At 71.0% G+C, this 20918-nt stretch carries 17 protein-coding genes and 2 pseudogenes; 11 read left to right on the top strand and 8 right to left on the bottom strand.

What is annotated here, in order from left to right:
* Window positions 1-53: 53 nt before the first annotated feature.
* Window positions 54-1856: a hypothetical protein gene (locus ACFWI9_RS16215; protein WP_387162410.1), complete on the bottom strand. Its 1803-nt coding sequence runs from the start codon at window positions 1854-1856 to the stop codon at window positions 54-56.
* 682 nt (window positions 1857-2538) lie between these two features.
* Window positions 2539-2749 (bottom strand): annotated as a pseudogene (locus ACFWI9_RS16210) (helix-turn-helix domain-containing protein); the annotation flags it as partial.
* A 111-nt stretch (window positions 2750-2860) separates the two neighbouring features.
* Here ACFWI9_RS16210 and ACFWI9_RS16205 point away from each other — a divergent pair.
* The 3 genes from ACFWI9_RS16205 (at window position 2861) to ACFWI9_RS16195 (ending at window position 3573) form a co-directional block, all read left to right on the top strand.
* Window positions 2861-3076 (top strand): hypothetical protein, encoded by a 216-nt coding sequence (locus ACFWI9_RS16205; RefSeq protein ID WP_387162409.1) that lies wholly within the window; start codon window positions 2861-2863, stop codon window positions 3074-3076.
* Window positions 3076-3336 carry a hypothetical protein gene (locus ACFWI9_RS16200; protein ID WP_387162407.1) on the top strand — a complete coding sequence of 87 codons (261 nt, stop codon included), beginning with the start codon at window positions 3076-3078 and terminating at the stop codon, window positions 3334-3336. Before ACFWI9_RS16205 ends, ACFWI9_RS16200 begins: the two co-directional genes overlap by 1 nt.
* 63 nt (window positions 3337-3399) lie before the next feature.
* Complete coding sequence (locus ACFWI9_RS16195; protein WP_387162406.1) at window positions 3400-3573, top strand: PIN domain-containing protein; 174 nt, start codon at window positions 3400-3402, stop codon at window positions 3571-3573.
* A gap of 50 nt (window positions 3574-3623) precedes the next feature.
* Here ACFWI9_RS16195 and ACFWI9_RS16190 read toward each other — a convergent pair whose 3' ends face one another.
* Window positions 3624-4181 carry a flavoprotein gene (locus tag ACFWI9_RS16190; protein ID WP_387162404.1) on the bottom strand — a complete coding sequence of 186 codons (558 nt, stop codon included), beginning with the start codon at window positions 4179-4181 and terminating at the stop codon, window positions 3624-3626.
* A 333-nt stretch (window positions 4182-4514) separates the two neighbouring features.
* Here ACFWI9_RS16190 and ACFWI9_RS16185 point away from each other — a divergent pair, with 333 nt between their 5' ends.
* The gene (locus ACFWI9_RS16185) at window positions 4515-5363 is read left to right on the top strand and encodes a putative protein N(5)-glutamine methyltransferase (protein WP_387162402.1); all 849 of its coding nucleotides are present in this window, start codon (window positions 4515-4517) and stop codon (window positions 5361-5363) included.
* Between the two features lie 171 nt (window positions 5364-5534).
* Window positions 5535-6851, top strand: coding sequence for an MFS transporter (locus ACFWI9_RS16180; protein ID WP_387162401.1), 1317 nt, complete (start codon window positions 5535-5537; stop codon window positions 6849-6851).
* A 40-nt stretch (window positions 6852-6891) separates the two neighbouring features.
* Here the strand turns inward: ACFWI9_RS16180 and ACFWI9_RS16175 are convergent, their stop codons facing one another.
* Both ACFWI9_RS16175 and ACFWI9_RS16170 read right to left on the bottom strand, forming a co-directional pair.
* The gene (locus tag ACFWI9_RS16175; protein WP_387162400.1) at window positions 6892-8271 is read right to left on the bottom strand and encodes an MFS transporter; all 1380 of its coding nucleotides are present in this window, start codon (window positions 8269-8271) and stop codon (window positions 6892-6894) included.
* A 55-nt stretch (window positions 8272-8326) separates the two neighbouring features.
* Complete coding sequence (locus ACFWI9_RS16170) at window positions 8327-8833, bottom strand: MarR family winged helix-turn-helix transcriptional regulator (protein ID WP_387162398.1); 507 nt, start codon at window positions 8831-8833, stop codon at window positions 8327-8329.
* A gap of 143 nt (window positions 8834-8976) precedes the next feature.
* Between ACFWI9_RS16170 and ACFWI9_RS16165 the strand changes: the two genes are divergently transcribed.
* A complete protein-coding gene (locus ACFWI9_RS16165; protein WP_387162396.1) occupies window positions 8977-9201 on the top strand; it encodes a ribbon-helix-helix protein, CopG family in 225 nt (74 codons plus the stop codon).
* A gap of 40 nt (window positions 9202-9241) precedes the next feature.
* On the opposite strand, the gene ACFWI9_RS16160 is transcribed toward ACFWI9_RS16165, so the two are convergent.
* Complete coding sequence (locus ACFWI9_RS16160; protein WP_387162393.1) at window positions 9242-10732, bottom strand: NCS2 family permease; 1491 nt, start codon at window positions 10730-10732, stop codon at window positions 9242-9244.
* Window positions 10733-10948: 216 nt separating this feature from the next.
* Between ACFWI9_RS16160 and ACFWI9_RS16155 the strand changes: the two genes are divergently transcribed.
* Window positions 10949-11224 carry a DUF2530 domain-containing protein gene (locus ACFWI9_RS16155; RefSeq protein WP_387162391.1) on the top strand — a complete coding sequence of 92 codons (276 nt, stop codon included), beginning with the start codon at window positions 10949-10951 and terminating at the stop codon, window positions 11222-11224.
* A gap of 119 nt (window positions 11225-11343) precedes the next feature.
* Window positions 11344-13830, top strand: coding sequence for an HAD-IC family P-type ATPase (locus tag ACFWI9_RS16150; RefSeq protein ID WP_387162390.1), 2487 nt, complete (start codon window positions 11344-11346; stop codon window positions 13828-13830).
* A 32-nt stretch (window positions 13831-13862) separates the two neighbouring features.
* On the opposite strand, the gene ACFWI9_RS16145 is transcribed toward ACFWI9_RS16150, so the two are convergent.
* Together ACFWI9_RS16145 and ACFWI9_RS16140 are read right to left on the bottom strand one after the other, a co-directional pair.
* A complete protein-coding gene (locus tag ACFWI9_RS16145) occupies window positions 13863-14162 on the bottom strand; it encodes a hypothetical protein (protein ID WP_387162388.1) in 300 nt (99 codons plus the stop codon).
* A 59-nt stretch (window positions 14163-14221) separates the two neighbouring features.
* A complete protein-coding gene (locus ACFWI9_RS16140; RefSeq protein WP_387162386.1) occupies window positions 14222-17443 on the bottom strand; it encodes a sacsin N-terminal ATP-binding-like domain-containing protein in 3222 nt (1073 codons plus the stop codon).
* A gap of 311 nt (window positions 17444-17754) precedes the next feature.
* Here ACFWI9_RS16140 and ACFWI9_RS16135 point away from each other — a divergent pair, with 311 nt between their 5' ends.
* The 3 genes and pseudogenes from ACFWI9_RS16135 to ACFWI9_RS16125 all read left to right on the top strand — a co-directional run bounded on the left by ACFWI9_RS16135 (window position 17755) and on the right by ACFWI9_RS16125 (window position 20811).
* Window positions 17755-19401 (top strand): LAETG motif-containing sortase-dependent surface protein, encoded by a 1647-nt coding sequence (locus ACFWI9_RS16135; RefSeq protein WP_387162384.1) that lies wholly within the window; start codon window positions 17755-17757, stop codon window positions 19399-19401.
* A 268-nt stretch (window positions 19402-19669) separates the two neighbouring features.
* Window positions 19670-20005 (top strand): annotated as a pseudogene (locus tag ACFWI9_RS16130) (RNA polymerase sigma factor); the annotation flags it as partial.
* Window positions 20002-20811, top strand: coding sequence for a hypothetical protein (locus tag ACFWI9_RS16125; protein WP_387162382.1), 810 nt, complete (start codon window positions 20002-20004; stop codon window positions 20809-20811). The pseudogene ACFWI9_RS16130 and the gene ACFWI9_RS16125, both read left to right, overlap by 4 nt.
* Window positions 20812-20918: the final 107 nt, after the last annotated feature.

The raw sequence follows: 20918 nt of genomic DNA, 5'->3' as shown, positions 1-20918 counted from the left end.
GCCCCTGCGTCCGGGACTCGGAGGTGCTCAGCCGGCGGTGGTCACCGCCGCCGTCACACTCCCGGGTCGGGGTCGTCGCCGACCGGCGTCGTGGTGGTGGTACTGCACTCCGGGGCGCCGGGGCAGTTGCTGTTCGGTGCGGTGACGGTGACGTTGTTGACCAGATTGTCGTCGGGCTCGACGGTCACCGAGTAGGTGATCGTCGCGGCCTGGCCCGGCTGGAGGTCGCCGAGCCAGATGATCTTCGGCGCCTCGTAGGTCACCCCGCCCGTGGACGCCTGTGCGTCGTTGTTGTACGTGGCGTTGTCGACCACGTCGGACAGGTCGTCCTCGGCCCGGACTCCGGTGGCCGGGTTGGCGCTGGTGTTGGTGACCGTGAGGGTGTACGTGACCGTACGGCCGCCCACGACGTCCCGGACGACGGCGGTCTTGCCGACCTCAAGCGTGGACGGGGCGGGCGGCGCCGCGTTGGGCGTGTTGGTGAACGTGCAGAGCACGGCCACACCGCGGCTGTCGCCGGACGCCGGGACGGTGTACTGGAACGAGCTGCCGGAGCCCTCGGCCAGCAGCGCGTTGCCGTGTGCGGTGTCCACGCACTCGTAGGTGGTGGTGTAGTCCCCCGGGTCGGTGCCGGCCGCCGGTTCCTGGGTGAAGGTATAGGTCGCGCCCACGACACCCGGCAGCGGTCCCGCCATCTCGTCCGGAGTGTTCTGCGGGCCGGTGTCCGAGCCGGTCGTGGTCCCGGAGTTACCGGAGGTGATGCCGTTTCCGGTGATGGTCACCGTGAACTGGTCGTTCGGCTCGACGCGCCCGGGGATGTCCACCAGGGAGGTGACGTTGGGCCCGTACGAGCAGTTGCCCGCGTCGACCGGCGTCGGGTCCTTGTCGGCCGGGGCGGTCATCTGCGTGCTGGAGACCAGCGCTCCGCTGTTGGGGTTGATCTTGAACAGTTCGCCGGCCGGGGTCACACGGGCCCTGGTCGTGTACAGGTAGCCGTCCGCGCCGAGGGTGACGCCGTACGCGGCGCCGTTGGGAAGGTCGGCGAGCAGGTCCGCCGTCAGGGCGATGTTGTCCGGGGTGGTGGGCAGCTCCTCGTTGACACGCACCATCGCCGAGTTGATCCCGCCCGTGGCGAGGTTCTCCGGGGTCGAGATCACCATGTAGAGGTTGCCCGCGGAGTCGAAGACCATGTCGCCGGAACTGCCGTTGAACCGGGGGTCGGTCAGCGTGCCGACGGCGCCGACGCTGACGTTGTTCGCGGTGTCGAACGCGTAGATGACGTGGGTGGTCGGGCGGTCGGCGTCGGCCGGGTTCTCCGCGGAGTGGGAGTAGTAGAACCAGCCGTTGGTCGGATTGATCGCCCCGCGTACGGTCTCCCGTGCCTTCCCGTTGCTCACCTTGCCCGCACCGGGGAACGCGGTGGTGGTGTTGGTGTTCAGGTCGAGCCGGAGCACGGTCTGCGTTCCGGTCCCGGCGTCCTCCTCCTCGGACACCGCCCAGGCGACCGTGCCGCCCGGCAGCATCGCGAGCCCGTTGACCGCGACCCCGGCGGCAGCGGTGAAGTTCCCGATCTCGGTCCGTACGCCTGAGCCCAGGTTCACCTGCTGCACCGACGTGCCCTCGGAACGACCCTTGGGCCCGGCGAGGATGTAGGCGTTCTGTGCGAGGCAGTCGGCGGGCACTGCGCGAGTGGTGGCGCTCTGCCCGGCGGCCGCGTGGGCGGCTCCGGCTGTCATCCCGGCTGCCATCGCGGACGGCATGCCGCCGGCCACCTGGAGCAGAACCGCACACGCCGCTGCGGCGACCAGTCGAGACGCGGTTCGCCTGCGGGCCACGGTGCGGGTTTGTAGTGTCATCAGACTGGAGCTCCGTTCGGTACCAGATCGATCGTCCGCTGATCGCCGAAGAACCAAGCTGTGCGCGGGTTATCCGGCCGGAAAGATCATGAACGGACAAGTCAACTCAATGCGTCAAAACACGCTGATGACGCAAACCAGGCATATTTCTCATTTCGCTTGGCGGGGTTCCGTCATTGCAGGTCAGGCCGCTGGTGACGGGTCGGCATATCCCCCAACCGGACGCCGCCGCACGGGCCATGGCGGCGCCTGTCGTCCCCGCCCCGCCGTCAGGGTGACCCGTCGGGTGGTCGTTCAGTACGATCAAAATCGCGGCGGTTTGGGTGTGTTGGGCAGAATGGCGCGAGAAGAACCGATGGGCGGACATAGCCCACGCGATGTCCGCCCATCGGTGTCTGCCGATCCCGTGTTGGTGGAGCAGGTGATGCCGTACTAGGAGGCGGGTTCCCGCGCGATGCGCCGGAGCGTCTCAAGGCCGTTGCCGCAGTGCTTGAGGGCACTGCGTCGAAGTCGTCCACGCGGTGATAGGCGAGTCCGCCCTCGTTGCGCGCCCTCTTGTCCTGTGGGTAGGCGTCACCCCGTTCGATCAGCACCGTCAGTCGTCCAGGGAGCGCCGCAGCCCGAACTCCCATGCCTGCTCGCCCCCGCCCGACTCGCCCACGGTGCCGGGGTGGTCGTCCCCGCCGGTGCCGAGCCTCTCGTCGAGCTTGCGTGCGAGGCCGAGCTGTATCCGCCGGGTGCCCGCCTCAAGCTGCCCGATGAACGTGGGGCTCACATGAAGGAGATCACCGAGCTCGCGCTGACTGAGCCCCGCGCTCACGGAGATGTCTCAACTCCGTGCCGATCAGGGCCCGAGGCGAAGCGAACGGGTCGAGGCACTTCGGACCAGGCATGTCAACTCCCTGTCACGCAGCCGGGGTTGTTTGGGCGCCAATACTGGCCAGGCTAGCCCTCCGGCCGCCACGCTGTGTACAGAAAGCGAACACTCAGAGTGGAGGTATCCGATGGCCGTCCCACCGGCAGACAGAATCCGCGCCGCGGAAGAGGTCATCGCCCAGCTCAGGGCCGAACTCGACTCGAAGGGAGTGACCCTGCCGTCCATCCGGGTGGACCTGCTGTCGCTCACCAGCGAGGAAGGCGGCTACCCGCTGGTCGACCTGGGCCGCTGCAACCTGGACACGGCACTGCGCCTCGCGGCCGTCCTGCACGAGGTCCGCTGATGGACGCTCTCCCTCCGCCACCCAGACCCGTCCCCAACCCCCACCCCGCCCCGAGCCACCGCCGCGGCGACTTCGCCGTCGACTCCCGCGATGGCCGCATCGGCCGCGTCATGGACGCCGAAGGCCCCTATGTCCAGCTCCGCCCCCCGGGCGGCGGCCGGGAATGGGACTGCCCGCCCGAGTCCCTGCGGTCGGCGACACCGGGGGAGGTGCTGCGGGCGCGCGTCAGGGAGATCAACTGGGAGGGTCGCCTGCCGTGACCCTGTCCGGCGGTCGTGCGGCCTCGGGGGAGCCGCCGCACTGGAATCTGTGAGGTTCAGGGTTTGCTGGCGGTCAAGGGGCAGCACCGCTGTGCCTCCATTGCCGATGTGCTGATCGCTGCTATCGCCGAGCGGCACGGGGTGTCCGTTCTGCACTACGACGCTGACTTCGACACCATTGCGGGCGTCACAGGGCAACCGGTCGAGTGGGTGGTAGAGCCGGGCACTGTTCCGTGAACGCCAGGGCCGACTGCTGCCGTCCGTAAGCGTGCTTACGCCGAGCCCGCTTAAGTCCGGCCGCACACGCGGGGAGCGATCAGCTCCAGTGCCTCCTCCCAGCGGAAGCCGCCGGCCCCGCCGTCCGCCTTCGGCAGGTGCGGTTCATGGGAGCCGATGAGGACTCCCATCTCGCGCAACCTGTCCAGGCTCTGCCGGTATGCCGGGTGGGCGGCCTGGGCGGAGTTGAGGTAGGGCAGGGCGGCGGTGGGGATGCCGAAGCCGTATGCCTCGCACAGGATGCCGAGTGCCAGGGTGTCGGAGATCCCTGCCGCCCACTTGTTGATCGTGTTGAACGTGGCAGGAGCGACGACGATCGCGTCAGCGGGCGGGAGCGGGCGCGGGTCGCCCGGGGAGCGCCAGGCGGAGCGGATCGGGAAACCGGTCTGGGACTCGACGGCTTGGGCGTCTATGAACTTCAGCCCCTGCGGAGTGGCGACGACACCCACATCCCACTGCCGTCCCTGCGCGGCGCTGATCAGCTTGCCGACATCGCCCGCGATGCCGGACGCGCACACGACCACGTAAAGGAACGGCTTCTTGGTCCGGCGGCTTGGCTGATCACTCACGCGGGCTCCCAGGTGGCGGCTGACGGGGTGCGGTTCAGGCGGCAGCGTACGGTGGGCGGCCCGCCGAGCTCGTACCCCACTCACGGTCATGTGACCTCGTGCCGCTTGCGTATCGGTTTCATCAGGTGTCCTCGGTGCCCTCCGGTAGAGTTTCCTTCCCGTTGTGCCATGACAGGAAAGAGGAGGTGAGACCCGTTACCGCTGTTGCAAGCCGGGTGCCCGCCTCCGTGCCGCCGCCACTGTCGTCGTAGGCGGTTGAGGGAGCCCCGCTCGGTATTCCGAAAGGCTTCTGCCACCGTGTCACTCACCGCTGTTCCCGGGTCTTCCACCGACGTGTCCACCGCCGCAGCCGCTGTCACCGCCCGGCTGCGTGCCGCGGGCTGTGTCTTCCCCGAAGACGAGGCGGCGTTGCTCCTCTCCACCGCCCGCACCTCCGCCGAACTCACCGCCATGGTCGAACGGCGCGCCGACGGCCATCCGCTGGAACACGTCCTCGGCTGGGCCGAGTTCAGCGGGTTGCGGATCGGCGTGGAACCCGGGGTGTTCGTGCCCCGGCGCCGTACAGAGTTCCTCGTGCGGCAGGCACTCGACGCCCGTCCGGAGGCGACCCTCGTCGTGGATCTCTGCTGCGGTACGGGTGCGGTGGGGGCCGCGCTCGCGGCCGGTCTGGGCGGGGAGGTGGCGCTGTACGCAGCCGACGTCGACCCGGCGGCGGTGCGGTGCGCCCGGCGCAACGTGGAGGCGTACGGCGGGCGGGTGTACGAGGGGGACCTCTTCGCGCCGCTGCCCGGTGAACTGCGCGGGCGGATCGGCATCCTGGCCGCGAACGTCCCCTACGTACCCACGGGGGATGTCGAACTGCTGCCTGCCGAAGCCCGGATACACGAGCCGCTGGTCGCGCTGGACGGCGGAGTCGACGGGCTCGACGTGCTGCGGCGGGTGACTGCCCAGGCGAGGTCGTGGCTGGCGCCGGGCGGCTGTCTGCTGTTCGAGACGAGCGAACGGCAGGCGGCGGCAGCGGTCGAGGCGGTGGAGCGCGGTGGGCTGGTGCCGAGGGTCGCCACATCGGATGAGTGGTATGCGACCGTCGTGATCGGTTCGCGGTCCGCAAGGTCCTGCGGAGATACGGCCTCTGGCGACCCACGCAGCCCGACTACCTCTACATCATCGGCGGTCGTGTGAACTTCAACAGGATCGACGACTGGATTAGGTTCGCGCATTCGGCGGGGCCGACCCATTCGGGTTTCCAGGGGTCGGTCCTCCGGCGTACCGCCGCCGCCCCGCCATTGGCCCAGCGGAAGAGGCTCCAAGTGGACCTGGAGAAGAGGGCCATTGAGCTCGTAGCGTCGTCGGGTGACAAGGATCCGCCTACTTCCGCCCGCAGGTCCGGCCGCCCGCCGGCTTGTGCTCGCACAGCTCGTCAGCTCACTCGGTGACGGAGCCTTCTACACCACATCCGCGCTCTACTTCTCCCATGTCGTCGGCCTCTCCCCGGCACGGATCGGCCTCGGCCTCACCCTCGCCTGGGCGTTCGGCGCGGTGGCCGGGGTGCCGCTCGGGAGGCTCGCCGACCGGTGGGGGCCACGGGGGACGGCGGTCCTGCTGGCGCTCGCGACCAGTGCGTCGGTCGGGGCGTTCCTCGTGGTGCGGTCCTTCGGGCCGTTCCTCGTCGCCGCCTGCTGCTACGCGGCTGCCGTGTCCGGGCTCGCGGCGGCGCGGCAGGCGCTGCTCGCCGGGCTCGTGTCGAAGCGGGAGCGGACGGCCGTGCTCGCGCATCTCCAGTCCAGGCTGAACGCGGGGCTCGCCCTGGGCGCCGGGGTCGGCGGGCTGGCGCTGTGGTCGGGGAGCCGCGGGGTGTATCTCGCGGTGTTCGCGATGGACGCGGTGAGTTTCGCGGTGTGCGCGCTGGTGCTGGCGCGGTTGCCGGTCGTGCGGGGCAGCGGGGTGCCCGTCGCGGGGGACGGCGGAACTGCGGGCGGCGGTCCCTCGCGGAGTGTGCTGCGGGACCGGCCGTACGTCGTCGTCACGCTGCTCAACTCCGTGCTGCTGCTGCGGATGCCGCTGCTCAGCCTCGGCATCCCGCTCTGGATCAGCGAGCGGACCGAGGCGCCGGAGTGGGTGGCGTCGGCGCTGTTCGTCCTCAACACCCTGGGAGTGGCGGCGTTCCAGGTCAGGGCGGCCCGGGGCGTGCACTCGACGGCCACGGCCGTGGCCGCGGTGCGGTGGTCCGGGCTGGTGCTGTTCGCCTCGTGCGCGGTCTTCGCGTTGTCGGGTGTGGCTCTGCCGGTGTGGGCGGCGGTCGCGGTGCTCGCCGCCGGCGCGGTGCTGCATCTCGCCGGGGAGATGCGGCATTCGGCCGGGTCGTGGCAGATCAGCTTCGACCTGGCCCCGGCCGGACGCACAGGGGAGTACCAGGGCTTCTTCGGTACGGGCCTGACCCTGGCCCGTACCGCGGGGCCCCTGGTGCTGACGGTGCTGCTGGTCGGCTGGGGTGTGCCCGGCTGGTTCCTGCTGGGCGGGCTGTTCGTGGTGGCGTCGCTGGGGCTCGGGTACACCGTGCGCTGGGCGGAGCCCTGCGGCGCCGTGCTGCCGGAGGAACCACGTCTGAATGTCGCCCGGCAGCGAGCGGGTGCGGGCCGAGGCGACCCACGGGGTCCGCGATCGGCCTGACGCGGCCGACCGCGGCCGGGGCCGCCACGGGCTCGGACCGTCAGGCCACCGCGGTGAGCTGCCGCTCCTCGCGCGGTACGAAACGCACCCGGGGGCGGCCCTGCCGCAGGTCCACACGCATCCGGAGGCCGCCGACCCGGATCAGGACCAGGCCGATCGCCGCCGCGGCGACCAGGGAGACCGCGCCGCCCGTGGCGAAGCCGGTGCGGGCGCCGTAGGTGTCGGTGATCCAGCCGACGAAGGGTGCGCCCAGCGGCGTACCGCCGAAGAAGACCATCATGTACAGGCTCATCACACGGCCGCGCATCGCCGGGTCGGTGGCAAGCTGCACCGAGGAGTTCGCGGTGACGTTGACCGTCAGACCGACCATGCCCAGCGGTACGAGCAGCAGCGCGAACATCCAGAAGGACGGCGAGAGGGCCGCGACGATCTCCAGCGCTCCGAACAGCACCGCCGCGCCGACCAGCATCCGCAGCCGGGACGAGCCGCGGCGGGCGGACAGCAGGGCTCCCGCCAGCGAACCGGTCGCCATCAGGGTGTTGAGCAGGCCGTAGCTGCCCGGGCCGACGTGGAAGACCTGGTCGGCGAAGGCCGTCAGCCAGATCGGGAAGTTGAACGCGAAGGTGCCGACGAAGCCGATCAGCACGATCGGCCAGACCAGCTCGGGCCGCCCTGCGACGTACTTCAGCCCTTCGCGGAGCTGGCCCTTGCCGCGCGGGGCGCGCTCGACCCTGTGCAGCTCGCTGCTGCGCATGCGTAGCAGCGCGACCACGGGGGCCAGGAAGAACAGTCCGTTCAGCAGGAACGCCAAGCCGCTGCCGACCGCGCTGATCAGGGCACCGGCGACAGCCGGGCCGACCAGCCGGGCCGACTGGAAGTTCGCGGAGTTCAGGCTGACGGCGTTGGGGATCTGGTCCGGGCCGACCATCTCGGAGACGAAGGTCTGCCGGGTCGGGTTGTCGATCACCGTGACCATGCCGAGCAGGAACGCGATCAGGTACACATGCCAGACCTGCACCTGTCCCGAGAGGGTGAGCACGGCGAGTGCGACCCCGCACAGGCCGAGCGCGGTCTGGGTGAGGAGCAGGATGTTGCGCTTCGGGTAGCGGTCGGCGATGACGCCGCCGTAGAGGCCGAAGAGCAGCATCGGCAGGAACTGGAGAGCCGTCGTGATGCCGACGGCGGCGGCGGAGCCGGTGAGGCTGAGAACGAGCCAGTCCTGAGTGATACGGGCCATCCAGGTGCCCGTGTTGGAGACGATGGCTCCGGTGAAGAACAGCCGGTAGTTGCGGATCCCGAGAGACGAGAAGGTCGTGCGCTTTCCCGTGCCCTCAGGGGTCGGCTCCGGGACGGGGTTCGGGTTCGGGTTGCGGTCGGGGGTCGGTCCGGGTGCGGAGTCTGCTCCGTGTCCCGTACTCAAAAGGGCTCGCCTCCTTGCGCCGATCGGGTGAAGGCCCGGGGGTTCGATCGGCTGATCAGCCCCCGGTCGGGGGGGTCGGGGTCAGATGTGCCAGCTTCTCCAGTACAGGGGCCGCAGCGCGCAGCTTGGCCCACTCGTCCTCGTCCAGACCCTCGGCGAGGGACGCCAGCCAGACGTTCCGCTTGCGGCGGCTCTCTTCGAGCATGGCCTCGGCCCGCTCGGTCTGGCTGACCACCTTCTGCCTGCGGTCATCGGGGTGCGGCTCCAGCCGGACGAGTCCCTTGGACTCCAGCAGTGCCACGATGCGCGTCATCGACGGCGGCTGCACATGCTCTTTGCGGGCCAGCTCACCGGGGGTGGCGGAACCGCAGCGGGCCAGGGTGCCGAGCACGGACATCTCGGTGGGGCTCAGCGACTCGTCGACGCGCTGATGCTTCAGGCGCCGGCCCAGCCGCATCACGGCGGAGCGGAGTGAGTCCACCGCGGCGGCGTCGATCGCGGCGTCCGCCGGGGTGGCGTCGGCCGCGGTGGTGTCCACCGCGGGACGGGAAAGGTCAGGCATGTTCCTTAGCGTAACTCATTACGTAGCCTAAATACCAACCGGTTTCCCGGTGGCGCCGCAGGTGTGCGAAGCGTCACCCGAATGGGTGATCCGGGGCCGGAAAGTGACGCGCCGAGCGGTTCCGGCCAGCGACCCTGGCCGACATGGCATCGACAGTGCTCAGCCTGCGAATGGACGAGGAACTGCTCGCCCGGCTCCGGAATCATGCCGCCAAACGCGGCATGAGCGTCCAGGACTACGTGGTCCGGACGCTCATGCGCGATGACTTCGACGAACGCTTCAAGGCGTCGGTCGACGAGACGGAGAGGTTCTACGGCCCCGGGTCGCGGGGGCGGCGGGGGTCCATGGCGGGCCCGGGCGCTGAGTGATCTGGTGGGTGTGACTCGTGACCTACGTGAGGCCCAGCACTTACGTGAGGCCCAGCGCGGGCATCGCGTAGTAGAAGACGAACACCGCCGAGACGACGTACATCGCCGCCGGCACCTCACGGCCGCGCCCTGCCGCCAGTCGCAGCACGGTGAAGGCGATGAAGCCGATGCCGATGCCGTTGGTGATCGAGTACGTGAACGGCATCATCACCATGGCCAGGAACGCGGGCACCGCGATCGTGTAGTCGCTCCAGTCGATGTCCCTGACCGAACCCGCCAGGATCAGGAAGCCGACCGCAAGCAGGGCCGGTGTCGCCGCCTGGGACGGGACCATCGTCGCGAGCGGGGTGAGGAACAGCGCCACCGCGAACAGCGCGCCGGTGACGACGGACGCGAGCCCCGTGCGGGCGCCCTCGCCGACGCCCGCCGTGGACTCCACGAAGCAGGTGTTGGCGGAGGACGAGGTCGCCCCGCCCGCCGCGACGGCGATGCCGTCCACGATCAGGACCTTGTTGATCCCGGGGAACTCGCCCTTCTCGTCCATCAGCTTCGCCTCGTCGCCGACGCCGAGGATCGTGCCCATCGCGTCGAAGAAGCAGGACAGCAGCACGGTGAAGACGAAGAGCGCGCCTGTCAGTAGGCCGACCTTCTCGAAACCACCGAAAAGGCTGACCTGTCCCAGAAGGCCGAAGTCAGGTGTCGCCACCGGGTTCCCCGGCCACTCGGGAACGGTGAGGCCCCACGCCCCGCCCGGCAGGTTCGCGACCAGTTGGATCACGACGGCGAAGCCGGTCATCGCGACGATCGAGATCAGGATGGCGCCGGGCACCTTGCGGATCATCAGCGCGAGGGTGAGCAGTGTGCCCAGGACGAAAACCAGTACCGGCCAGCCGCCGAGGTGGCCGGTGAGGCCGAGCTGGAGCGGGACGGTGGTGTGGGCGGCGTCCGGGATGCGGGAGACGAAGCCCGAGTCGACCAGGCCGATCAGCATGATGAACAGGCCGATGCCGATGGCGATGCCCTTGCGCAGGCCGAGCGGCACGGCGTTCATCACGCGCTCCCGCAGGCCGGTCGCCACCAGCAGCATCACGATCAGACCGGCGAGCACCACCATGCCCATGGCGTCGGGCCAGCTCATCCGGGGGGCGAGCTGGAGCGCGACGACGGTGTTCACGCCGAGCCCGGCGGCCAGCGCGATCGGGACATTGCCGATGACGCCCATGAGCAGTGTGGTGAGGGCCGCGGTGAGCACGGTGGCGGTGACCAGTTGGCCGCTGTCGAGCTGGTGCCCGTACATGTCCTTGGCGCTGCCGAGGATGATCGGGTTCAGGACGATGATGTAGGCCATCGCGAAGAAGGTGGCGAAACCGCCGCGGAACTCGCGGGAGATCGTGGAGCCCCGCTCGGAGATCTTGAAGAAGCGGTCGAACGGGCCGTGTGGGGCGCCGGGGCTACCGGACTTCGCCTGGGTGTTCGGGGTGTCCGGGTTGTCTGCGGGGGCGGTGGTGGCCGTGGGGGACGTGCGGGACATGCGGGACCTCATGAAAGGGGTGCTTGCCGGTCCTCGCATGCTTCCTCGGAAGTCCTTGGATGTTCATACGAAGGATTCGGGCCGGACACAAACCGCTTCAGTATGAACGTATAAGAGTGAGAGCGGTATCTCCGCGCGTAGACCCTCGTAGTAGAGCCTCGACGTCCGGCGCCGGGGGCCGGCTGAGCGCTTGGAGCAGCCCCCTACACTGACCGCATGGCGAAGTGGACCCCCAGGCACGAGGCACCCGAGCCCCTTGAAGGGCCCGTCGTCGCCACCATCACCGGCGGCACGATCATCTGGTTCGTCCTGTTCCTCGTGCAGGTCCCCTTCTACGGCTGGTTCGCGGACCGCGGGCTGACCTGGTGGGTGTGGACCTGCCTGGCCGGAGGCGGACTCGGCCTGATCGGCGTCTGGTACGTACGGAAGCGGGACGCGGCGATCAAGCGTGCGCAGGCAACCGCCGTCGAGGATGGGCACCCGGCGGCCTGAATTCCGGTCCGGGCCCGGACCGATTCCGTCCTGATCCTTTTCGAGCCCCCGCCTGACCCTGGCCTGATTCAGACGTTCTCGGCGGGTGGACCCGCCCGTCCCGCCGTACCGTCGAGAGCATGACGCAACGGGCTGGGAGCGACGGCGGCCCCGAGCCCGCCACAGGCCAGGGCCGGGCGCTCATCGACGCGGGGGCTGAACTCGACCCCGTACACCCCGTCAAACCGCCCGTCCGCCACCGCCCGGGCGGGCTCAGCGCCGCCGAGGTGGCCGAACGGGTCGCGCGCGGCGAGGTCAACGACGTACCGCTGCGCAGCAGCCGTTCCACCGCGGACATCATCCGCGGCAATGTCTTCACCCGCTTCAACGCCCTGATCGGTGTGCTGTGGGTGATCATGTTCATCGTCGCGCCGTTCCAGGACACCCTGTTCGGCTTCGTGATCGTCGCCAACACCGGCATCGGCATCATCCAGGAGCTGCGGGCCAAGAAGACCCTGGACGGGCTCGCCGTCATCGGTGAGGCGAAACCCACCGTGCGGCGCGACGGGGTCGCCGCCGAGGTGTCCACATCCGCGATCGTGCTCGGGGACCTCGTCGAACTCGGACCGGGCGACAAGGTCGTGGTCGACGGCGAGGTGGCCGAGGCGGACAACCTGGAAGTGGACGAGTCCCTGCTGACCGGTGAGGCGGACCCGGTGCTCAAGCGGCGCGGCGACCAAGTGATGTCCGGCAGCTTCGTGGTGGCCGGTGGCGGTGCCTTCACCGCCACCAAGGTGGGCCGGCAGGCGTACGCGGCGCAGCTCGCCGAGGAGGCCTCGCGGTTCACACTGGTCAGCTCGGAGCTCCGGTCCGGTATCTCCACCATCCTCAAGTACGTGACGTGGATGATGGTCCCGACCGCGATCGGTCTGATCATCAGCCAGCTTCTGGTGAAGGGCGACAACCTCAAGGACGCGATCGCCCGGACGGTCGGCGGGATCGTCCCGATGATCCCCGAGGGCCTGGTGCTGCTCACCTCGGTGGCCTTCGCGATCGGGGTCATCAGGCTCGGCCGCAAGCAGTGCCTCGTCCAGGAACTACCCGCGATCGAGGGTCTCGCGCGGGTCAATGTCGTCTGCCTCGACAAGACCGGCACGCTGACCGAGGGCGGAATGGACGTCACCGAGTTGCGCGTCCTCGCAGGTTTCGACGCCGCCTACGTACACAAGGTGCTCGGTGCGCTCGGGGAGTCGGATCCCCGGCCCAACGCCTCGCTCCAGGCGATCATCAAGGAGTATCCGGACAGCGACGACTGGCGCTGTACGCGTTCGCTGCCGTTCTCGTCCGCCCGCAAGTACAGCGGTGCCGCCTTCAGCGAGGGCGACGGCCAGAGCTCCGCCTGGCTGCTGGGCGCCCCCGATGTGCTGCTGGCGCCGGACACCCCCGTGCTCGCGGATGCCGACGCGCTCAACGAGAAGGGGCTGCGGGTGCTGCTGCTCGCCCGCGTCGCCCGTGAGACGGACGGAGTGCATGGGCCGGACGCGCTGGACGCCCCCGATGTCGCCGCGGGTGCCAGCCCCGCCGCCCTGGTCGTCCTGGAACAGCGACTGCGGCCCGACGCCGCCGACACCCTCGCGTACTTCGAGGAGCAGGAGGTCGCGGCGAAGGTCATCTCCGGCGACAACGCCGTGTCGGTGGGCGCGGTCGCCGGGAAGCTCGGGCTGCCCGGCGCGGAGCAGACCGTGGACGCCCGCCGCCTCCCCGCCGACCGGGACGCCATGGCCGCCGAGCTCGACGCGCACGCGGTCTTCGGCCGGGTCACCCCGAGGCAGAAGCGGGACATGGTCGGCGCGCTCCAGTCCCGGGGCCACAACGTGGCCATGACGGGCGACGGCGTCAACGACGTACTCGCGCTCAAGGACGCCGACATCGGGGTCTCGATGGGGTCGGGCTCGGAGGCCACCAAGGCGGTCGCCCAGATCGTTCTGCTCAACAACAGCTTCGCCACCCTGCCATCGGTGGTCGCCGAAGGCCGCCGGGTCATCGGCAACATCACGCGTGTGGCGACCCTCTTCCTCACGAAGACGGTCTACTCGGTGCTGCTGGCGGTCCTGGTGGTCTGCTGGCGGGTGGAGTACCCCTTCTTGCCCCGCCATCTGACGCTGCTGTCCACCCTCACCATCGGCGTACCGGCCTTCTTCCTCGCCCTCGCGCCCAACAAGGAGCGGGCCAAGCCGCACTTCGTACGACTCGTCATGCGGTACGCGATCCCCGCCGGCGTCATCGCCGCGGTGGCCACGTTCCTCACGTACCAGCTCGCCCGCTCCCACTACAGCGGCCCCGGCGCCCTGAAGGCGGAGACCAGCGTGGCCACGCTGACCCTGTTCCTGGTCGCGCTGTGGGTCCTGGCGATCATCGCCCGCCCCTACACCTTGTGGCGGCTCGGGCTCGTGCTGGCGATGGGATTCGGGTTCCTTGTGGTGCTTGTGGTGCCCTGGCTCCAGGACTTCTTCGCGTTGAAGCTGGTGGGGACCACGATGCCCTGGGCGGCGGTGGGGATCGCGGTGGCGGCGGCGGTGGTGCTGGAGGTCGCGTGGCGGTGGGTGGACCGGCGCTTCCCCGCGTGAAGGGGCGCGGTTGGCCCGGCGCCCCCGGCCCCTCAGGTGGTGGCCCCGCCGGATCGCCGCTGATCATGGCGCAGCAGCGCGCGGGAAGCTTCGACCTCCTCTCGGGACAGTGCCCCGCCGTTCCTCTCGAACTCGGCGACGATCTCCCGCAGCTTGTCCATGGCGGCGCGTTGCTCGTGGCCTTCGGTGAGGTCCATGTGCCGCTCCCGGGCCGCCCCGGCTTCGCCGCCGTGGACGAGCTGACCGTCGGCGATCTCGACGGCACGTATGCCCGGCGGGACATGGAGCAGCTCGGCGTAGTGCCGCAGGCGTTCGTAGACAGCCCCGCTCATGGCTCCACGATAGGGCCCCTGCGTGCCGCCCCGTCCCGCCCTGCCGTAACTCCGTCCGCTCAGTCGAACCAGCGGTCCCGCGCCAGCTCCTCCGTCCGGGACGGGTCCTCCAGCAGCGCCGCCACCTCGAAGCGGCGCGGCCACTGGCCCGCCGCCCAGGCCAGGCCCGCGGCGACGCCCTCCAGGGTGGCGGCGTGGATGACGCCGTCAGGGGTGCGGCGCCAGTCGAGTTCGATGCCCCCGGCGAGCAGCTCCTCGTGCTCGACGTACGAGCGCGGGGTGGCCGGGCCCAGCAGGGCGTGCACCGAGGGCGGGACGGCGTGTTCCTCGCCGATCGTGGTCACCTCGGCGTCGACCGCCTCGCTGAGCCGGCCGACCTGGAACAGCTCCGCCAGGTCCGCCGCCCGGTCCGGGGCGACCGGCAGCAGCGGGCGGCCCGCCGTCAGCGGCAGCAGGTCGGGGGCGTCGGCGACCAGGGCGTCGGACGCGTCCACCACCCGTACCTCGCCGTCGACCACCGCGCGCAGCTCGTCCGGAAGGGTCACCTGCTCCGGGTCCAGGTCGGCGAGCGCGGTGTAGAGGGCGTGCAGCTGGGCGGGGCTGACCGGGCGGTCGGGGTCGGCGAGGCGGCCGAGCAGTTCGGCGGCGCCACCCGGTTCGTCGAGCAGGGCGGCGACGGAGGTGCGTACGCCCAGGGCGTGCAGCACCTGCTCGTCCTCAAAGCCCGTCGCGTCCGCCGAGTCGTAGAGTCCGGCCAGCAGCGGATCACCGCCGGAGGCCCGCAGACCGGCCGGGCGGCGGCCGTCGAGCACCGGGTGGTCGCGCAGCCACCAGGCCGTGTACGGGCGGATGGTCTCCGTCGTGCCGTCCGGCAGCAGCACCCTGACCGGCTGGGTGAGTGCGTCCCGCAGCGGCGGCTGCGCCAGCAGGGCGAGGGCCTGCGGCCAGCGGTCGTCGTCCACCAGGTCCAGATCCCGGACGGCGACGAGCTCCGTGGCCACGGGCGGCACGGGCGTGTCGGGCAGCCGGTCCAGTACGTCCTCGCACCACACGTCCACCGCGTCCAGCAGTCCGGCGTCGTCCGGTTCGGGGAAGTCCCCTTCGCGCGGATCCAGTTCGTCGGGGTCGAGTACGACATCGGTGGTGCGTACGAGCGTGAAGTTGGCCAGCACCCCGCAGGCGGCCAGGGGCTGTTCGCCCCAGCGCTCGGCCAGCTCTGCCTCCACCAGAGCCAGTTCGTCCTCGCGCATCACGGAGGCGAACGGGCTTCCCGGCAGTACGAGTTCGGCGGCCGGGGACAGCTCTCCGTCCTCGTCCGGCAGGGCGAGCGCGCCCAGCCACGGCTCGTCACCCGGCTCCAGGCCCGCGTCCCGTACCAACGAGAGCACGATATCGACGAGTTCGTCCGCGTCGGGGGCCGTGTCGGCGCTGTCCCACAGCGGTACGTCGTCGTCATCCAACGACGCGGCGACCGCCGCCCGCACCTGGGGCGTCGTCAGTACGGCGCGAGGCGTCGCGGGCAGCGCGCCCAGCTTCTCGAGGAGGGGGTGGGCGGCGTCCGGATGGGCCACCTTCAGGCCGAACCTCGCCAGCCCCGCAGGGGTGTCGGGGGTGGGCAGCAGGACCTGGCGGGGGCCGATCGTGGTGCGGACCCGCCGCGGGGCGTGGGGTGCCTCGTCCCGGCCCCTGTCCTCGTCCCCGGCCCCGTCCTCGTCTCCGGACTCGCCCTCGTAGCCCTTGGTGCCGGGGGTGGCGAGCGGCACCGGAAGTCCCGAAAGGCGCTCCGGATCGACCCCGGCGAGGCTGTCGTACAACCGCCACCACCACGAAGGGTCCCGTTCGATCCCGGCGAGCCGGTCGATCGCCTCGGTCAGCGGGACGCGCGCCACACCGAGCGTACGCAGCTCCACACGCCGTTCGAGCCCTGCGGGCAGCAGCGTCGGCAGCACATCCGCCAGGACGCGTACGGTGTCGGCGCCGGCGCCCTCCACGACCTCGGCCTCCATCGGCCGCAGCGCCACCACGTCGTCGGCCGACGGCTCGTCGGACGTCGCGGCGGGGGTGACGGGCGCGGCCGGGGCGAGGAAGGCCACTCGCGGCAGCAGTTCCAGGATCGCGGCCCGCAGGGTGCCGTCCAGCTCGCCCTTGCCGAGCGGTCCCGGCACCAGGTCGATGGTGCCGGTGCCCACCGGCTGCCAGTCGCCGAGCAGTTCGGCGTACGCCTGTGCCGCCCGCTGCACCAGGAAGTCGGTGAGCGGCCCGGGAGCGTGGTGGCGGCGGGCGGTGTCGAGCGGAAGCGTCGCGATGAGCAGGGCGGGCACCCCGAGCGGCTCGTCGGTGGGCGTTGGCGCATGGATGACGGGCGCGGTCGCCGGATACACCGGCGCTCCGTCGCCGTCCACGGGCACCGCCCAGGTGACGCTCCAGTGCGGGCGCAGCCGCTCCTCCACGGGGCGCCCGGCGAGTAGTGCCGGATCGAGGTCCCCGTCGTGGGTGACTACGCGCCAGCGGTTGAGGCCGAGCGCACTGTCCTCGATGTGCACATACGGGCCCTGCTCGCCGCGGCGCAGCGTCCGTACCCCGTCCGGGGTCTCCACGACCACCTCGGTGAGGCCGGGCAGTGTGAGCAGCAGCGCGTCGTCCACCCCCGCCAGCAGCCGGGCGACCAGATCCTCGGCGGTGCCGTCGCGCAGCGGCAGGATCACCACCGTGTCGTAGCCGTCGGGCGCGGTGCCCTCGGCGGGCAGCGGGAGCCGCAGCAGCGGTACGTGCCCGTCGCGGCGGCGCAGCTCGTCGCCGAGCCCCGGGCTGCCCTGGGCGGCCTGCGCCGCGAGCCCGCGCGCCTCGGCGAGCGACCACCGCACGCCGCCGTGCCGTCCGACCACCGCGGGCTCGTCGCTGACCGCGAGCACGGCGGCGAAACCGACTCCGAAGCGGCCCACCGCGCGCTGGTCGTTCTCCCGCTTGGCGGACGCGCGCAGGGTGCTCAGCGACTCGTCGCCGGTGGCGTCGAGCGGCGCGCCGGTGTTGGCGGCGACGAGGACGCCGCCGCGCAGGGTCAGCCGGAGCCGGCCGGGTACCCCGGCTCGGCCCGCGGCGTCGGCGGCGTTCTGGGCGAGCTCGACGACGAGGCGGTCGCGGTAGCCGCCGAGCGCGAGGTCCTCCTCGGCGTTGGCATCCTCCCGGAACCGTGCGGGGCTGGCCCCCCACGCGTCCAGCACGCCGCGCCGCAGCCGCGCCGTACCGAACGGGTCGGCACCCTCGGTCGTCCTGACGCTCACGCCCGTCTCCGCTCTGTCTGTCCGTGTCCCTGGTACCGGTCTGTGTCCCTGCTACCGGTGTACCTCCGACCGCGTACCGGTGCGGCCTGAAGGTACCGCGTCATGCGCCACGGCCCGCTTCGCGCCTTCCTCACACGCCTCGAAAAAAACTTTCTGAACCACCTGCAACCCTGCCAGGGGTCGCACGTCTATCCCTATGAAGGCGGCAGTACGGCCGACGGCACCGGGGGGACCGGGGCGAGAGCCACCGCCAGACCGCTGTGAGTCCGTGAGTTTTTCCGATCCTGTGTATCCCTGGGGGGACCTCCATCATGCGTGCGCACCTTTCGTCCCGTTCTGCCGTCTCCGTCCGCTCCGCTGTCGCCGCTGCGGCGGTGCTGCTCACGGTGGTCACCCCGGTGGCCGTCCCGGGCGTCGCCTTCGCCCAGGCCCCAGGCGTTTCGAGCGTCGCCGAATCGGGGGTCACGACCATCCTCGACATGACCGGCGCCTTCGAGCTCGGCCAGCAGGCTTCCTTCGAGGGGGTGATCACCAACGGCACCACGACCGCGCTCAAGGGCCAGAAGGGCCTGATCACCGTCGCCTACGGCAAGCACGCCGACGCCACGTCGCCGCTGGAGGCGGTCCCCGCCGACGCCTCCAAGGTCGTCGTCGAGCACCTGGCGGGCGCCATCTGGGAGCGCCTGCCCCTCAGCAAGGGCAAGAACAACGCCCTCCAGGCCGAATTCACCATCAACGGCACCGTGGCCCCAGGGGCCAAGGCCACGGAGCGCTTCCGGGTCACCATCGACCGGTCGATCCCCGCCGACCTGAACTTCGGCGAGTTCGCCGTCGGCGCCCACGCGGACGGCACCGGAATGAACTCCGTCGGCTTCAGCCTGGACCACAAGGCGTCCGAGAACCTCGATGTCCGCTTCACCGGGCTCTCCGGCACCCCGGAGCTGACCACCGGCGGCAAGCCCGTCGAGTTCAACGCCACCGTCACCAACAACACGGGCAAGGACCGCCAGAACGGCGACTTCTTCTTCATCGGTGCCGAGTCCGGCGACCTCGACCCCACGCATGTGACCCTTGAGCGCCGCGACTCCTCGGGCGTCTGGACCCCGGTCCGCCTCGGCGAGCAGGACCAGGCGATCCTCGGAAACCTCGACAGCGGAGTCCTCAAGAAGGGGCAGTCCCGCGACTACACGCTGCGGCTGGGACTGACCAAGCACTTCCCGAAGAGCGCGAACCGCGGTGACTTCGCCCTCGACACCGGAAACAGCAACGCCGTCTTCGACTTCACCGTGAAGCACCAGGGCGGTTCCGGCACCACGGACCCGGCCGTGGACCGCACCTTCGAGATCGCCACCTCGGGGCTCGGCGCCACCACCCCGCTGGCCAAGGGCGGCGCGGCGAAGGAGTTCACCGCCACGGTCCGCAACAAGGGCAACATCCCGCAGCAGGCGCAGTTCGTCGTGGAGATCACCGACCAGGACGTCAAGCGGAAGCTCCAGGCCGGTGAGGTGCGTCTGGAGCAGTACGTGAAGGCCGCCGCCGACGGCTGGAAGAACGTCAGGCTGCTCCCGTCCACCGAGGGCGGGCACCTGATGGCGCGGCTGCACCCGAATGAGCTGGACCTGGCTCCGGGCGGGTCCGAGAACTACCGGCTGCGGCTCGCGGCGACCTCCGCGAGCAAGGTGGCGAAGGGCTTCACGTTCGACATGGAGGTGCGTGCCGCGCTCTCCAGCCACCGGGTCAGCCGGGCGTTCACGATGACCGGGGCGTCCTCGGGCACCGCTTCGGCCGGTACCCCGAGCGCCGGGACCGTGAGCGCGAACGGCGCCGCCACGCCGCAGGGCGGGCGCATGGCCGAGACGGGGGGCGGTTCGTCCACGCCGCTGCTGATCGGTGCCGCGGGTGTGCTGGTCGCCACGGGCGCTGCCTGGCTGCTGATCGCCCGTCGCCGCGCCGTCTGAGTACGATTCCCCGGCTGAAGATCACGGGGTGGGGAATCGCCGGATGCTCCAGCGCGAATGACAGTTGGCTCCGGAGGTACGGCGTTGAACACATCCCTCGCACTCTCTGGACCCTGGCCGCTGACCCGGCCCGGGTCCGGGCCTTGGCCCAAGCCCTGGCCCGAGTCCTGGTCCCAGCCCTTTCACCGGACGCTGCGGCTGCTGTTCTCCCTCGGGGGTGACGCGTCCGGCGGGCACCGGCCCGCCTACGGGGGGCAGGCCGGCGCCCGCCCGACCGGTGCTGCGTCGGCGCAAGACCGCCCGGGAGTACGTACCTCCGCACGAGGCTGACGCGGCGTCCGCCGAGGACCACGCCGTGCTGAGCTACGAGCACCGGCAGGTTCTCGCCGCGTTGAAGGACCTCACCTCCCGCCAGCGCGAAGTGCTCGTGCTGCGCTACTGGTCGGACATGAGTGAGGCGGCCATCGCGGAGACCCTCGGGCTGTCCCGGGGGGCCGTCAAATCGACCGCCAGCCGGGCGCTGGACGCACTGGAACGCAGGCTCAAGGCCCAGGACACTCCAACCGCTCCGGCCGCTCAGGCGGCGGGGAGGGGAACCCGATGAACACCGTAGACCCCGAAGACCCGGAAGGCTCCGCAGTCCCTGATGGCCCTGCGACGGGCACCCGTGTCGAGGACCTGCTCACCAAGGCCCTCGCGGCGCGCGCCGAACAGGTCACCGGCCACTCCCTGCGGCCCGCCGCACCGCCCCGGCCCAACTGGGCGGCACGCGGGCGCGGTCCGCTGCTCTTCGCACTGGCCGCGTCCGTCACGGCGGTGGCTCTGATCGGCACGGCGGTGGTCACCATGACCCAGCGGCCCGGAGACGCACCCGTCGCGGACCTCCCGCCCGAGGTCGTCGCCGTGTCGCCCACGGCATCGCCCGACCCCACGAGCAGCTCCGGCACGGCCTCTCCGGAGTCGCCTTCGGTGCCGGAGGCTCCGGAGCAGCCGGCCGTCCGCACGGTCACCGTCGTCTACGGCCCACCGGACCGCACCTTCACGCTGCGCACGGGCGGGGGGACCGCGTCCCTGGAGGCGAGGATCGACAACACCCTCGGAGTGGCGGTGGAGCAGGCGACCGATGTCCTGATCATCACCCCCGAATCCGGGGGAACCCTCCCGGCCGGAGCCCTCAGCGTCTCGCTGCGCGACCCCGCGTCCGGCGCGTGGCGCCCGGTGGGTGCCGTCAGCGGCTCCGCTTTCGAGGCATACCTCACCGGTGCCTCAGGCGCCCGCCTGGGGGTGGGCGCCTCACGCACCCATGAGGTCCGTGTCTCGCTCGGCGAGGCGTTCCCTGCGGGGATCTCGCGGCTACGCGTGTCGCTGAGCAGCGACGGCGGCAGCGAGACGCTCACGTACACGCCCTGACGCCCCCGTGGTCCGGGGCCCCCCCCGGGCCCCCGCCGACGGGGGGGGTGGCGGGCGCGAGTTGGGTGGCTCGCGGGGGGCGCCCTCCGGGCGGGGCACCCAGGGGT

Source organism: Streptomyces sp. NPDC127084 (assembly GCF_042724175.1).
Lineage (GTDB): Bacteria > Actinomycetota > Actinomycetes > Streptomycetales > Streptomycetaceae > Streptomyces.
Note: the sequence above shows the minus strand (reverse complement) of the source record. Positions and strands in the feature narration are given on the sequence as shown.

Excerpts from the sequence above, each read along its gene's own strand:
- ACFWI9_RS16170 (WP_387162398.1), bottom strand. The coding sequence starts at position 8,833 with ATGCCTGACCTTTCCCGTCCCGCGGTGGACACCACCGCGGCCGACGCC.
- ACFWI9_RS16205 (WP_387162409.1), top strand. The coding sequence starts at position 2,861 with ATGGCCGTCCCACCGGCAGACAGAATCCGCGCCGCGGAAGAGGTCATC.
- ACFWI9_RS16150 (WP_387162390.1), top strand. The coding sequence starts at position 11,344 with ATGACGCAACGGGCTGGGAGCGACGGCGGCCCCGAGCCCGCCACAGGC.
- ACFWI9_RS16135 (WP_387162384.1), top strand. The coding sequence starts at position 17,755 with ATGCGTGCGCACCTTTCGTCCCGTTCTGCCGTCTCCGTCCGCTCCGCT.
- ACFWI9_RS16155 (WP_387162391.1), top strand. The coding sequence starts at position 10,949 with ATGGCGAAGTGGACCCCCAGGCACGAGGCACCCGAGCCCCTTGAAGGG.
- ACFWI9_RS16145 (WP_387162388.1), bottom strand. The coding sequence starts at position 14,162 with ATGAGCGGGGCTGTCTACGAACGCCTGCGGCACTACGCCGAGCTGCTC.
- ACFWI9_RS16215 (WP_387162410.1), bottom strand. The coding sequence starts at position 1,856 with ATGACACTACAAACCCGCACCGTGGCCCGCAGGCGAACCGCGTCTCGA.
- ACFWI9_RS16125 (WP_387162382.1), top strand. The coding sequence starts at position 20,002 with ATGAACACCGTAGACCCCGAAGACCCGGAAGGCTCCGCAGTCCCTGAT.
- ACFWI9_RS16160 (WP_387162393.1), bottom strand. The coding sequence starts at position 10,732 with ATGTCCCGCACGTCCCCCACGGCCACCACCGCCCCCGCAGACAACCCG.
- ACFWI9_RS16165 (WP_387162396.1), top strand. The coding sequence starts at position 8,977 with ATGGCATCGACAGTGCTCAGCCTGCGAATGGACGAGGAACTGCTCGCC.
- ACFWI9_RS16200 (WP_387162407.1), top strand. The coding sequence starts at position 3,076 with ATGGACGCTCTCCCTCCGCCACCCAGACCCGTCCCCAACCCCCACCCC.